Here is a 12,872-nt window from a genome sequence, read left to right as displayed (position 1 = left end):
TTGTTGTTATCGAGGGTTCACTTCTTGCGGTTGCGGAGCTGGTCGATACAGACGGTCAGCAGGATCACCAGGCCGATGATGATCTGCTGGGTGAAACTGGAGACGCCGAGCATGTTGAGGCCGTTGCGCAGCACGCCGATGGTGAAGGCGCCGATCAGGGTGCCCGACACGCTGCCGATGCCACCGGAGAGGGAGGTGCCGCCGATCACCGCGCTGGCGATGGCGTCCAGTTCGTACATCACCCCTTCGTTCGGCTGGGCGGTGACCAGGCGCGACATCAGCACCGCGCCGGTCAGGCCGGCCAGCACGCCGGACAGCACATAGGTGAAGAGCGTGACCGCGCGCACCTTGACCCCGGAGAGCCGGGCCGCTTCGGCGTTCGAGCCCACGGCATAGATGTGGCGGCCCAGGCGGGTACGGCTGAGCACCAGCCACAGGGCGATGGCCAGGACGATCATGATGATCACCGGGTAGGGGATGCCCGGAAAGATCACGTTGGGAAAGCCGTCGTCGCCGATGCGCTCGATGCGGCCCAGGGTGCCGTTGCCGAGCACGCCAAAGGCCGCGCCGAGTCCGGAAATGGGCTGGGCATCGGTCAGTCGCAGCGCCAGGCCGCGGGCCACCAGCATCATGCCCAGGGTGGCGATGAAGGGCGGCAGCTTGACCAGGGTCACGAACAGACCGTTGATCGCGCCGCAGATCCCGCCGACGATCAGACCGACCAGGATGCCCACCTCGATGGACGCGCCGGCCTTGACTGCCATGGCGTTGGCCACGCCGGCCAGGGCCAGCACCGAGCCCACCGAGAGGTCGATGCCGCCGGTGATGATCACCGCCGTCGCACCGAGGCCGAGAAAGGCGATGGAGGTGACTTGCAAGGCCACGCTCATGCCGTTGCCCATGGTGAGGAAGGCACTGCTCATGGAGGAAAACACCGCGATCAGGGCCAGCAGGCTGACCAGGGCGCCAAACTTCTGCAGAAATTCTTTTTGTTTTTCGGTCATTTCTTTGTCTCGCTCGACACGCGTGGGCGACCTGCCGTCAGTGCGACGTGCAGCCAGAGGCGTAGTGCATGATCTGGTCCTGGGACGTGGCCCGGGTCTCGACGTCACCGGTCAGGCGGCCTTCGTGGAAGACCAGGATCCGATCACTCATGCCCAGCAGTTCGGGCAGCTCCGAACTGATCAGGACGACGCCAATACCCTGGGCGGCCAGCTGGTCCATCATTTCGTAGATGGCGTACTTGGCGCCGACGTCGATGCCCCGGGTGGGCTCGTCGAAGAACATGATCCTGGCATCCCGGAACAGCCATTTGCCGATGATGATCTTTTGCTGGTTGCCGCCCGAGAGGTAGCGGGTGACCTTGTCGATCGAGGGCGTGCGAATGTCCAGCCGCCGCACGTAGTCCTGGGCGACCCGCGCCTCCTCGCCGAAGCGGATGAAGCCCAGCGGCCCGCAGAGAGCATCCAGATTGGCCAGGGTCAGGTTGTGCGCCAGGGTCATCTTGACCGCCAGGCCGTCCTTCTTGCGGTCTTCGGACAGGTAGGCGATGCCTTCATCGATGCCGTCGCGCGGCGTGCGGATAGTGACCGCGCGGCCGTTGATCTCCACCTCGCCGGCATCCAGCCGGTCGGCGCCAAAGATCGCCCGGGCGATCTCGGTGCGCCCGGCGCCCATGAGACCGGCGAAGCCGAGGATCTCGCCGCGGCGCAATTCGAAGCTGATGTCCTGGAAGACCCCCTTGCGGGTCAGGCCTTGCGCCCGCAGCAGTACCTCGCCGGTAGGCACCGAGGTGCGCGGCGGGAATTTCTCGTCGAGGGAGCGCCCGACCATGCCCGCCACGATGGCGTCGACACTGGTGTCGGCAAAGCGCTGGGTGGAGACGTAGCGGCCGTCGCGCAGTATGGTCACCCGGTCGACGATGTGGCGCATCTCGTCCAGCCGGTGGGAGATGTAGAGCATGCCGACGCCGCGCGCCTTGAGGTCCTGGATGACCTTGAACAGCGCCTGGGTCTCGCTTTCGGTCAGCGAGGAGGTCGGTTCGTCGAGGATGAGCACCCGGGCGTCCAAGGACAGCGCCTTGGCGATCTCCACCATCTGCTGCTGGGCCACCGACAGCTTGGCCACCGGGGCGCGGGGGCTGATGGCCACGCCCAGGCGCGCTAGGCAGGCTTCGGTGTCCGCCTGCATCTTGCGTCTGTCGATCAGACCGAAGCGCACCGGCTCGCGGGCCAGGAAGATGTTTTCCGCCACCGTGAGGTGGGGCACCAGGTTGAGTTCCTGGTGAATGATGGCGATGCCGACATGCTCCGCTTCCGACACGGACTTGAAGTGCCGCTCTTCGCCGAGGTAGCGGATCCGACCCTCGTCCGGCGGCTGCTGGCCGCTGACGATCTTCATCAGGGTGGACTTGCCGGCGCCGTTCTCGCCGCAGATGGCGTGGACTTCGCCCGGGTAGAGGCTGAGGCTGACGTCGTCGAGGGCCACGACGCCGGGAAAGCGCTTGGAAATGTTTTCGAGCGTCAGGCAGGGCGAGGGCGCGGGCGGTACGGGGCCGCCACCTTCGCCGCGGGGCGATGGGGTATCCAGCATGGTGCTCTCTCTTGTTGTTGTTTTAGGGTCGTTGCCCTATGTGAGATCCATGGCAGGGAAGCTACACCCCCGTTCGGATATCTGGCAAGACCAATTGGATTTTTTCAAATTGGTCTTGCCAGATTACGGCTTGGTTGGTGAAAGCCTTGTTGCGCAGGGCAGGCGATGGGTGACGGATGGACCAGGCGTTCAGGACGGCGCGGCTTGGTGGAGGGACTGGCGCGGGAGGGAGACGGAAAGGGTAGACCAGCAGGCGTAGCGTCTGGTCCATCTGAAGTGTCTGGAGAAAGGCGCTTTGGGTGGCCCGCGTTATTCAGGCCGGGCCACCGACCGAGATGTCCTAGCGCACCGGCGCAGCCGCCGCGGCGCGCCCCGGGCGGGCGTCGCGGAAGGTGACCAGAAAGGCCAGCAATACACCCAGGGAGAACACCGCCGGGAACAGCCAGATGCCTTGCCAGTCATGGCCGGTGCCGCTGGCATAGTGATCCGAGACCATCCCGGCGACCCAGAAGCCGACCAGCATGCCCACGCCATAGGTGGCCAGGGTGATCAGGCCCTGGGCGGCGCTCTTGTTCGCCTCGCCGGCCTTGGCATCGGTGTAGATCTGGCCGGAGACGAAGAAGAAGTCGTAGCAGACGCCGTGCAGGGCGATGCCCAGCAGCAGGTAGGCGAGGGCGTCACCCTGGGCGCCTAGGGCGAAGCAGCCATAGCGTACGGCCCAGGCGAGCATCCCCACCAGCAGGGTCCGCTTGAGGCCGAAGCGGCGGATGAACAGCGGCAGCAGCAGCATGAAGCCGACCTCGGACACCTGGCCCAGGGTCATCATGCCGGTGGGATTGGCGACCCCCAGTTCGGCCAGGAAGAGGTTGGCGTTCTGGTAATAGAAGGCCAGCGGGATACAGATCAGCACCGAGGCGGCAAAGAAGACGGCGAAGCTGCGGTCCTTGAGCAGGCGCAGGGCGTCCAGGCCGAGCGCTGCGCCCAGGCCCTGGCTGGCGGACGGCAGCGGGGCGGTCCGCGGCAGGCTGAAGCTGTAGAGCCCGAGGATGAGGGAGGCGCCAGCACCGAGCAGGAAGGTGTTGCGCAGGGCACCGGCGGCGATGCCGGTGCGGCTGTCCCAGGCGAAGACGAAACTGATGGCCAACCCCGCGGCGATCCAGCCCAGGGTGCCCCAGACGCGAATCTTGGCGAACTGGCGGGCCGGATCGGCCAGATGACGGAAGGCCACCGAGTTGGCCAGTGCCAGGGTCGGCATGTAGCAGAGCATGTAGGCCAGCACCAGCGGATAGAAGGTGGCGAAGTCGGCGGCCGTATAGAGCTGGTAGAGCAGGACCGCACCGACCAGGTGCAGCAGGCCGAGGATGCGCTCGGCATTGAAATAGCGATCGGCGATCAGGCCCACCACGAAGGGCGCCAGGATCGCCCCCCACGACTGGGTGGCGAAGGCCTGGCCGATCTGGCCGCCATTGGCGCCGAGGGTGTTGCCAAGAAAGGTGGCGAGGGTGACGAACCAGCTGCCCCAGATAAAGAACTGCAGGAACATCAGGGTGCTCAGGCGTAGCGAAAGTGCGTTCATCGTCGATTCCTTGTTGTGGGTTATGTGACGAAAAAACGAGGTGGGGCTGCTACTGCAGGCCAAGCATCCGCCGATTGCGCGCCGGATCGGCGTCGCTGCCGGCGAAGTCGTCGAAGGCGCGGGTGGCCGGCTGGATCAGATGACGCTCGATGAAGGGTGCGCCTTCGGCAGCGCCCTGGGCCGCATCCTTCAGGCAGCACTCCCACTCCAGCACCGCCCAGCCGTCGAACCCGTACTGGGTGAGCTTGCTGAAGATGGCGCCGAAATCGATCTGGCCATCCCCCAGGGAGCGGAAGCGACCCGGGCGCTCGGCCCAGTCCTGGTAGCCGCCATAGACTCCGCTGCGGGCGTCGGGACGGAATTCCGCGTCCTTGACGTGGAACATGCCGATGCGCGCGTGATAACGGTCGATGAACCCCAGGTAGTCCAGCTGCTGCAGCAACAGGTGGCTGGGGTCATAGAGGATTCGCGCCCGGGGATGGTCGTCGACCGCCGCCAGAAAGCGCTCGAAGGTGGCGCCGTCGTGCAGGTCCTCGCCCGGATGCAGTTCGAAGCACAGGTCCACGCCTTCTTCGCCGTAGACGTCCAGGATCGGCCGCCAGCGCTGTGCCAGCTCGGCGAAGCCTTCGTCCACCAGACCGGCCGGACGCTGAGGCCAGGGATAGACATAGGGCCAGAGCAGGGCACCGGAAAAGGTCGCCACGGCCTTGAGGCCGAGTCGCCGGCTGGCCTTTGCGGCCAGCTTGAGCTGCTTGACCGCCCAGGCCTGGCGTTCATCCGGCCGGCCGCGCAGGGCCGGCGGGGCGAAGCCGTCGAAAGCCTCGTTGAACGCCGGATGCACCGCCACCAGCTGCCCCTGCAAATGGGTGGACAGCTCGCTGATAGCCACGCCTGCCGCGGCGCACTGGCCAAGTAGCTCGTCGCAGTAGTCCTGGCTGGCGGCCGCGCGTTCGAGGTTCGGGCATTGATGGCCCAGCGTCGGCAGCTGGATGCCCCGGTAGCCCAGGTCCGCCGCCCAGCGCGCGAGATGGGGCAGGGTGTCGAAGGGCGGCTGGTCATCGAGGAACTGGGCGAGAAAGATTGCCGGGCCCTTGAGCCCTGGGCGAGAGGTAACGGCCATGGTCAGGCTCCTAGGGTCGGTAGTGGCGTCCAGGCACCCTGGCGCTGATGGCTGGCCAAGGCGGTTTCGATAAAGGCCAGGCCGCGCCAGCCGGTGGTGATGCCGGGCAGTCCCGCGGCGGGATCAGCCGGATCGCGGATGGCGGCGGCCAGGTCGCGGTAGAGATTGGCCAGGGCTTCCAGGTACCCCTCCGGATGGCCGGCCGGCAACCGCAGCCGCTGCTGGGCACTGGCGCTCAGCCAGGGCTGGCCGAGACCCGCGCGCAGCGTGCGGGGCGGCTGGTCGAGACTGCGCTGTAGGAGGCTGTTGGGCTCCTGCTGATGCCATTCCAGGCTGCCCTGCTCACCATAGAGCCGGATGCGCAGGCCGTTTTCCTCGCCTACACAGACCTGGCTGGCCAGCAGACTGCCGCTGGCACCCTCGGTGGTCTCGAACAGCACCATGACATCGTCGTCCAGGCGCCGGCCGGGCAGGTGGCTGCGCAGGTGGGCGCTGAGCCGGGAGATGCGCTGGCCGCTGATGAACTCGGCGAGACTGAAGGCGTGGGTGCCGATGTCGCCCAGGCAACCGCCCGGGCCGGACGCGGCCGGATCGTCGCGCCAGGTCGCCTGCTTGTTGCCGGTGGCGGCAAGGTCCTGGGCGAGCCAGCCCTGCGGATATTCCACATGGATCTTGCGCAGGGCGCCCAGCTCGCCGCGGGCGACCCGCTCGCGGGCTTCCCATACCAGGGGATAGCCCAAATAGGTGTGGGCCAGGGCGTAGCGCAGGGGGAGCGCGGCCAGGGTCTCCGCCAGGTGCTGCACCTGCGCCAGCGAGGTGCCGGCGGGCTTTTCGGAAAAGACGTGGAAGCCCGCGGCCAGGGCGGCCTCGGCGATGGGGACGTGCAGGTCGTTGGGCGTGACGATCACCAGCAACTCGACGCGCTGCTCGGCTGGCAGCTGGCGTTCTCCAGCCAACAGCGCCTCCCAGGACGCATAGACCCGCTCAGGTGCCAGGCCCAGCTCGCGACCCGAGGCGCCATTGTTGCCGGCATCGCGGCTGAAGGTGCCGCAGACCAGCTCCAGCGTGCCATCCAGCGCCGCCGCGCGACGATGGGCGGCGCCAATGAAAGCGCCCTGGCCGCCGCCGATCATGCCGTAGCGAATCCTGTGGCTGTTATGAGCCTGCATCCCCTGATCCTCTGGCTGCTATCGCACTAGGTGTAACCGGTTACATTTTTTCGGCATTTGGCGGCCGTTGGCAGATTTAGTCAAGTGCCGCTCAGGCGTATGGCTTGCCTGGCGGATTGCCTTTGCGCACAGTGGCAACCTTTCCATCGCTTACCGAGGCTGCATGTCCAATATTCGCCGGGTTGCCGAATTGGCCGGGGTATCAGTGGCGACCGTGTCGCGCACCCTGAAGAATCCCGACGTCGTGGCGCCTGCTACCCGCGAGCGCGTGCAGGCCGCCGTGGCCGCTGCCAACTATCGGCCCAACGGGATGGCCGTGCAGTTTCGCTCCCGTCGCACCGGCAACCTGGTGGTGCTAGTTCCGCTGATCGCCAACAGCTTCTTCGCCCGGGTCATCGCCGGCATCCAGCAGGCGGCGCAGGCGGCCGGTTATCGGGTGCTGCTGTGCGATACCGCTGGCGACGAACGCCGCGAGCGCGAATACGCCGAACTGGTCTATGCACGTCAGGCCGATGGGGTGATCCAGCTCCGCGCTTTCGATCCCTTTGCCGGCCAGGGCGACATACCGCCGGTAGTGAATGCCTGCGAAGTGCTCGCCGAGCACACCTGGCCCAAGGTCCGGCTGGACAATCGCGCCGCCGCGCGCTGCCTGACCGAGCATCTGCTGGCGCTCGGACACAGGCGCATTGCCCTGATCAAGGGGCCGGAAGACAGCCCGCTGACCCTGGAACGGCTGGCCGGCTACCAGGAGGCGCTGACGCAGGCGGGCATTGCCCTGGATCCTGGTCTGCTGCACGAAGGCGACTTCACCCTGGCCGCTGGCGCCGCCGCGGCCAAGGCACTGCTGACGCTACCCGAGCGCCCGACCGCGCTGTTCTGTTGCAGCGACGAGATGGCGATCGGAGCGCTGCAGATCCTGCGGCGCTCCGGGGTGCGTGTCCCGGAAGACATCTCCCTGGCGGGGTTCGATGACATCGCCTTCGCTGCCTACACCGAGCCGCCACTGACCACCATTGCCCAGCCGGCGGAGGCCTTCGGCCAGCGCGCGGTGGCCATGCTGCTGGAGGTGCTCAACGGGGGTACGCCGGCTGCGCGAGAGGTGGTGTTGCCCTTCGAACTGAAGGTGCGGGGGAGCACCGGTGTATGTAGGTGAGCGCAGCTCTCCACCCATTGGGCGCTTGCCAGCAGCAGGCGTGAGCGAAGGCGGGCGCCGTCGCGGAACAGTCCTGGGCCGACCGGAGCAGTGAAGGCCGTCCGCAGGGCTCGCCATGCCTAGGCGGGATCACTCCGGATGCCGCAGCACCTCCGCGATAGCCGAGGCGACATGATCAACCCGTTCGGCGGTCAACCCCGCCACACAAAGCCGGCCATTATCGACCAGATAGATGCCGAAATCCTGCCGCAGGCGTTGCACCTCGGTCCTGCCCAGACCTGTATAGGAAAATAGCCCGCGGTGGCTACGAATCCGCTCACCGAGTGACCGGTCCGCGTGACCGAGGGCGGTCGCGAGCAGCTCGCGCATGGCGGAGGTGCGCTGGCGCATGTCATCCACGTCGGCTCGCCAGAGATCGGCGAGCTCGCTGCCCAACACCAGGTCCACCAGTTGCGCGCCATGCTGCGGGGGGCTCGAGTAGTTTCGTCTCACCGTGGCTTGCAGCTGGCCCAGCGCCCGGGCTGCCATTCCCGCCGAGGCGCAGACCACGGACAGGGTGCCGACCCGCTCGCCGTACAGCGAAAAGTTTTTCGAGCAGGAATAGCTCACGAGAAAGGTCAGGCCCGCGCGCTCCATTTCCCTGATGACGAAGGCATCTTCTTCCAGCCCAGTGCCGAAACCCTGATAGGCGCAGTCGACGAAGGCGATGAGCTCGCGCTCGGCCAGCACCTGGATGACCTTCCGCCATTGGGCGGTGGTGAGATCCAGGCCCGTGGGATTGTGGCAGCAGGGGTGGAGCAGGATGATGCTCCTGGCAGCGAGACCGCTGAGGGTGTCGAGCATGTCCTGGAAGGCAAGCTCGGCGGAGGACGGGCAGTAATAGGGGTATCTGCTGACCGCGAAGCCAGCGCCTTCGAAGAGGGCGACGTGATTGTCCCAGGTGGGATCGCTCACCCAGACGCCGGACCCCGGAAACCACCGCCGCAGGAAGTCCGCGCCTATCTTGAGCGCGCCCGATCCGCCGACGGTCTGGATGGTAGCCACGCGGCCATCCGCCAGTGCCGGGCTGGCATCGCCGAACTGCAGGCGCTGAGCATTCAGTCGAAAACCTTCGTGGCCCTCCATGGGCAGGTACATCGACGGGGCCAGCGCTGTTTTTCGCAGATGCTGGTCGGCTGCCGCCACGGCCCGCAAGACCGGTAACTGCCCGGATGCGTCCGTGTAGACCCCGACACTCAGATTCACCTTCTCAGGTCGGCGGTCCTGCTGGTAGGTCCTGATCAGGGAGAGGATGGGATCGCCCTGGTACTCGGTCAGGTGTTCGAACATCGTTATCCATTACCTGATCAATGAGATTTCCGGTCTCGCCGCCGCCAGTACCTGGCGCCACGCCGAGCGGCGGCCTTCGCTCGTCACATGCCAAGTCGCTGGAAGACATGGACGTTGCCTTTATCGACGCGAAGGGTAGCACCGCTCCGAATGGAGCATTCGGAGCAGGCAGGCCTAAAAAAACCATATCAGTAGCGATCTCGATCTTCAGGCAGCGGCTGCCCAGGACACGCCTCATTGCGGAAGCCTGTAGTCAGTCAACTGAAATCCAGTACGCTGTGGTGCCACGGTAAAACGAACAACAACGAGGAGGGGGCATGAACATAACGGGCATGCTGGTACTTGCAGGCTGCTACCTGTTGGGGTCCTGTATTGCCGGCTATGTGAGTGGCATCCCGGCCAGTGTCATCGGGATATTCATTCTGTTCGGCATGTTATTGCTGCTGCGAAGAGTGCCCGAAGGGGTGGATGCCATGGCTGGCAGTCTGCTTCGCTACCTTCCGTTGATGCTCGTGGTGCCGGCTGTTGGAATCATCGATGTCGATACGCTGGAATTGACGGTCTGGCTGCGTCTGCTGCTGGTGATCGCGCTGTCCCTGGTGGTGACTGTTCCGCTGTGCAGCTTGCTGCTGCAATACCTGATAAGAAGAAAGACCGATGGCTGATCCCTATCTGGCGCCGTTACTGGCGTTGTCCGTGACGCTTGCTGCCTACCAGGTAGCGTTGCTGCTGCAGCAGCGCCTGCGTCTGGTGATGCTGCAACCGGTGCTGATCACCACGGCGCTCGTCGCGAGCCTGCTCTGGGCCGCCAGCGTGCCCTATGAGCACTATCGCAGCGCGAGTGGCACGCTTTCGCTATTGCTGGGGCCTACGACCGTAGGGCTGGCCGTGCCCCTCTACCGGAATATCCAGCGCGTGATCTCCCTATCCGGGCCGCTTTTGATCACGCTGTCCGTGGGTGGCGTCGTGGGGGTGACCTTGACCCTGGCCTTGGGTTGGCTGTTCGGTTTGTCCCCGACCCTGGTGATGAGCCTGGCGCCGAAATCGGTGACCATGCCTATCGCCTTGCCCCTGTCCGGACATTTTGGCGGACTGGTGTCCTTGACCGCCGTGATCGTCATGCTGACCGGCGTCATCAGCACGACGCTGGCCCTGCCGCTGCTCAAGTTGTTCAAGGTTGAAGATCCAGCGGCCCGAGGCCTGACCCTGGGCATGAACGGACACGCCATAGGCACGGCGCATGCACTGCGCGAAGGCCAGGAAACGGCCGCCTTTTCGGCACTCGGCATGATTCTCCTGGGAATAGCCACGGCGGTCCTGTTGCCGGTCGCCCTCGCGGTCTGAACACGGATCTCCCGTTGCGGACTCGCGAGCGACCTCGATGTGCGCCTGACCGGCAGGCCGGATCGGCGTTGCGCCCTTGCAACGACAGTCAGGGCTGCGACCGGTCGAGATTCAGGTGTGGCAGGCCGCCTCTATCCGCGCCCTGAGCAGCTCTGCCAGCTGGTCGAAGAGGATCTGCACCGAGCGCAGCGACAGGTTGTCCGGGCGGGTCAGCAGCCAGATGTCGGTGTCGCAGTTGTCGAGCGCGGCGCTCAGGCGCTCGACGCCGTCCAGGCTGCTGATCATGAAGTCGGGGAGGGCACCCACGCCGAGCCCGGCGCCGACCAGGCTGCCCACCGAAGACATGCTGCTGCAGCGATAGCGGGGCGTGAGACTGGGATAGGCCTGGCGCAGCCAGGTGACCGATACATGATCGGCCAGGGAGTCATCGGGGTTGATCCAGGGCAGTTCGGTGGCGGCCCGGCCATAGCCGGCGCGATAGCGCTCATGCCCACAGACGAAATAGGAGCTGCGACCGAGGCGCCGCCCGATCAGGTGCTCAGGCGGCGCGTTCGACAACCGGAGGGCGATGTCCGCATCCCGTCTGCTCAGGCTGGCGAAGGTGTTGGAGGTGGCGACTTCCAGGGCGACCGCGGGATAGCGTGGCATGAGTTCGGCGAGCCCCGGCAGGAGCAGGCTGCGCAGCACCGCATCGGTGCAGGTCAGGCGCACGGTACCACTGATGACGTTCTCACCCTGGGCCAGGGCGATCCGCGCCGCGTCGAGCGCCTGTTCGGCGCGCTCGGCCTGTTCGGCGAGGGCCTTGGCGCTCTGGGTGGGGGTGTAGCCACGACGGTTCTTGTCGAACAGCGCGACCTGGAGATTGGCTTCGAGCTTGCGGATGGCGCGAAACACCGTGGAGACGTCCACCTGCAACTGCTCTGCCGCTCTGGCCAGGGTCCTGCCGCGCACCAGGGCGAGAATCAGCTTGAGATCGGCATGGCCTATCTGATATTGCATCGGTGCATTGTTCCTTTGCCGATTCGCCGATATGGGTTGCGCTTATGCCAATTTATACTGGCCCAGCCCGCAAGGGCAATCAGGTGGAAGGGCGGACCTTGGCAGACAGGGTCGGCGCCTGCAGCAACCACCACCCACAGCCACGCTGCCAGACCCGCACGAGCAAGCACAACGAAGCGGGCCAGCGTCAAGGATGCCCCTCATGAATTCGATATCCCCCCGCGTCGTCCAGCTCACCGAAGCCAACGGCTTTCTCAAGGAGCACCCCGAGATCCAGTACGTCGATCTGTTGATCACCGACATGAACGGCGTCATCCGGGGTAAGCGTGTCGAGCGGGCCAGTCTGTCCAAGGTCTATGAGCGCGGCATCAACCTGCCGGCCTCGCTGTTCGCCCTGGACATCAACGGCTCCACGGTGGAAAGCACCGGCCTGGGGCTGCACATCGGCGATGCCGACCGCACCTGCTTTCCCATCCCCGGCACCCTGAGCTACGAGCCCTGGCAGAAGCGCCCGACCGCGCAGCTGCTGATGACCATGCACGAACAGGACGGCTCGCCGTTCTTCGCCGATCCGCGCGAAGTGCTGCGGCGGGTGGTGAAGAAATTCGATGACCTGGGCCTGACCATTTGCGCCGCCTTCGAACTGGAGTTCTACCTGATCGACCAGGAGAACGTGAACGGCCGGCCACAGCCGCCGCGCTCGCCGATCTCCGGCAAGCGGCCGGTCTCCACCCAGGTCTATCTGATCGACGACCTGGACGAATACGTGGATTGTCTGCAGGACATGCTCGAAGGTGCCAAGGAGCAGGGGCTGCCGGCGGATGCCATCGTCAAGGAATCCGCGCCGGCGCAATTCGAGGTCAACCTGCATCACGTCGAGGACGCCATCAAGGCCTGCGACTACGCGGTGTTGCTCAAGCGCCTGATCAAGAACATCGCCTATGACCATGAGATGGATTCCACCTTCATGGCCAAGCCCTATCCCGGTCAGGCCGGCAACGGCCTGCACGTGCACATCTCGCTGCTGGACAAGCAGACCGGGCAGAACATCTTCGCCACCGACGATCCGGAGCACCACGCGCCGCTGCGTCACGCCATCGCCGGCATCCTCGAAACCCTGCCGGCGTCGATGGCCTTCCTTTGCCCGAACGTCAATTCCTATCGCCGCTTCGGCGCCCAGTTCTATGTGCCTAACGCGCCGAGCTGGGGCCTGGATAACCGTACCGTGGCGGTACGCGTGCCCACTGGCAGCAGCGAGGCGATCCGCATCGAACACCGGGTCGCCGGTGCCGACGCCAATCCCTATCTGATGATGGCCTCGATCCTCGCCGGCATTCATCACGGCATGACCCAGCACCTGGAACCCTGCGCGCCCGTCAGCGGCAATTCCTACGAACAGCTCGAACAGAGCCTGCCCAACAACCTGCGCGACGCCCTGCGCTGCCTGGACGACAGCGCGGTGATGAACCAGTACATCAGCCCCGAGTACATCGACATCTTCGTCGCCTGCAAGGAAGCCGAGCTGGAGGAGTTCGAAACCACCATTTCCGATCTCGAATACAACTGGTATCTGCATACCGTCTGAGGAGC

General features: G+C 65.5%; 11 protein-coding genes. 4 read left to right on the top strand and 7 right to left on the bottom strand.

Features of this window, described 5'->3' with window-relative positions; translation table 11 throughout:
- Positions 1–17: 17 nt before the first annotated feature.
- The 5 genes from APT59_RS12950 to APT59_RS12930 form a co-directional block, all read right to left on the bottom strand.
- The gene (locus APT59_RS12950) at positions 18–1,004 is read right to left on the bottom strand and encodes an ABC transporter permease (RefSeq protein ID WP_027602020.1); all 987 of its coding nucleotides are present in this window, start codon (positions 1,002–1,004) and stop codon (positions 18–20) included.
- A 37-nt stretch (positions 1,005–1,041) separates the two neighbouring features.
- Positions 1,042–2,592: a sugar ABC transporter ATP-binding protein gene (locus APT59_RS12945; protein WP_059315224.1), complete on the bottom strand. Its 1,551-nt coding sequence runs from the start codon at positions 2,590–2,592 to the stop codon at positions 1,042–1,044.
- Positions 2,593–2,932: 340 nt separating this feature from the next.
- Positions 2,933–4,168, bottom strand: a complete 1,236-nt coding sequence (locus tag APT59_RS12940; protein ID WP_059315223.1) for a nucleoside permease — start codon at positions 4,166–4,168, stop codon at positions 2,933–2,935.
- A gap of 49 nt (positions 4,169–4,217) precedes the next feature.
- Complete coding sequence (locus APT59_RS12935; protein WP_059315222.1) at positions 4,218–5,288, bottom strand: sugar phosphate isomerase/epimerase family protein; 1,071 nt, start codon at positions 5,286–5,288, stop codon at positions 4,218–4,220.
- A 2-nt stretch (positions 5,289–5,290) separates the two neighbouring features.
- Positions 5,291–6,457 carry a Gfo/Idh/MocA family protein gene (locus APT59_RS12930; protein WP_059315221.1) on the bottom strand — a complete coding sequence of 389 codons (1,167 nt, stop codon included), beginning with the start codon at positions 6,455–6,457 and terminating at the stop codon, positions 5,291–5,293.
- Positions 6,458–6,620: 163 nt separating this feature from the next.
- Between APT59_RS12930 and APT59_RS12925 the strand changes: the two genes are divergently transcribed.
- Positions 6,621–7,610: a LacI family DNA-binding transcriptional regulator gene (locus tag APT59_RS12925; RefSeq protein ID WP_059315220.1), complete on the top strand. Its 990-nt coding sequence runs from the start codon at positions 6,621–6,623 to the stop codon at positions 7,608–7,610.
- A 129-nt stretch (positions 7,611–7,739) separates the two neighbouring features.
- Here APT59_RS12925 and APT59_RS12920 read toward each other — a convergent pair whose 3' ends face one another.
- Entirely contained in the window at positions 7,740–8,939 is a 1,200-nt protein-coding gene (locus APT59_RS12920; RefSeq protein WP_059315219.1) for an aromatic amino acid transaminase, read from the bottom strand.
- 317 nt (positions 8,940–9,256) lie between these two features.
- Here APT59_RS12920 and APT59_RS12915 point away from each other — a divergent pair, with 317 nt between their 5' ends.
- Together APT59_RS12915 and APT59_RS12910 are read left to right on the top strand one after the other, a co-directional pair.
- Complete coding sequence (locus APT59_RS12915) at positions 9,257–9,604, top strand: CidA/LrgA family protein (protein WP_059315218.1); 348 nt, start codon at positions 9,257–9,259, stop codon at positions 9,602–9,604.
- Positions 9,597–10,283 (top strand): LrgB family protein, encoded by a 687-nt coding sequence (locus tag APT59_RS12910; protein ID WP_059315217.1) that lies wholly within the window; start codon positions 9,597–9,599, stop codon positions 10,281–10,283. The genes APT59_RS12915 and APT59_RS12910 overlap by 8 nt, the downstream gene beginning before the upstream one ends.
- Positions 10,284–10,394: 111 nt before the next feature.
- Here the strand turns inward: APT59_RS12910 and APT59_RS12905 are convergent, their stop codons facing one another.
- On the bottom strand, positions 10,395–11,282 hold the full coding sequence (locus APT59_RS12905) for a LysR family transcriptional regulator (protein WP_059315216.1): 888 nt from the start codon (positions 11,280–11,282) through the stop codon (positions 10,395–10,397).
- A gap of 202 nt (positions 11,283–11,484) precedes the next feature.
- Between APT59_RS12905 and APT59_RS12900 the strand changes: the two genes are divergently transcribed.
- A complete protein-coding gene (locus APT59_RS12900; protein WP_059315215.1) occupies positions 11,485–12,867 on the top strand; it encodes a glutamine synthetase family protein in 1,383 nt (460 codons plus the stop codon).
- Positions 12,868–12,872 lie beyond the last annotated feature (5 nt).

Origin of the sequence: Pseudomonas oryzihabitans (genome assembly GCF_001518815.1) — a bacterium.
Taxonomy (GTDB): domain Bacteria; phylum Pseudomonadota; class Gammaproteobacteria; order Pseudomonadales; family Pseudomonadaceae; genus Chryseomonas; species Chryseomonas oryzihabitans_E.
This window is presented reverse-complemented; position numbering and strand designations above follow the sequence as displayed.

Excerpts from the sequence above, each read along its gene's own strand:
- APT59_RS12950 (WP_027602020.1), bottom strand. The coding sequence starts at position 1,004 with ATGACCGAAAAACAAAAAGAATTTCTGCAGAAGTTTGGCGCCCTGGTC.
- APT59_RS12945 (WP_059315224.1), bottom strand. The coding sequence starts at position 2,592 with ATGCTGGATACCCCATCGCCCCGCGGCGAAGGTGGCGGCCCCGTACCG.
- APT59_RS12940 (WP_059315223.1), bottom strand. The coding sequence starts at position 4,168 with ATGAACGCACTTTCGCTACGCCTGAGCACCCTGATGTTCCTGCAGTTC.
- APT59_RS12935 (WP_059315222.1), bottom strand. The coding sequence starts at position 5,288 with ATGGCCGTTACCTCTCGCCCAGGGCTCAAGGGCCCGGCAATCTTTCTC.
- APT59_RS12930 (WP_059315221.1), bottom strand. The coding sequence starts at position 6,457 with ATGCAGGCTCATAACAGCCACAGGATTCGCTACGGCATGATCGGCGGC.
- APT59_RS12925 (WP_059315220.1), top strand. The coding sequence starts at position 6,621 with ATGTCCAATATTCGCCGGGTTGCCGAATTGGCCGGGGTATCAGTGGCG.
- APT59_RS12920 (WP_059315219.1), bottom strand. The coding sequence starts at position 8,939 with ATGTTCGAACACCTGACCGAGTACCAGGGCGATCCCATCCTCTCCCTG.
- APT59_RS12915 (WP_059315218.1), top strand. The coding sequence starts at position 9,257 with ATGAACATAACGGGCATGCTGGTACTTGCAGGCTGCTACCTGTTGGGG.
- APT59_RS12910 (WP_059315217.1), top strand. The coding sequence starts at position 9,597 with ATGGCTGATCCCTATCTGGCGCCGTTACTGGCGTTGTCCGTGACGCTT.
- APT59_RS12905 (WP_059315216.1), bottom strand. The coding sequence starts at position 11,282 with ATGCAATATCAGATAGGCCATGCCGATCTCAAGCTGATTCTCGCCCTG.
- APT59_RS12900 (WP_059315215.1), top strand. The coding sequence starts at position 11,485 with ATGAATTCGATATCCCCCCGCGTCGTCCAGCTCACCGAAGCCAACGGC.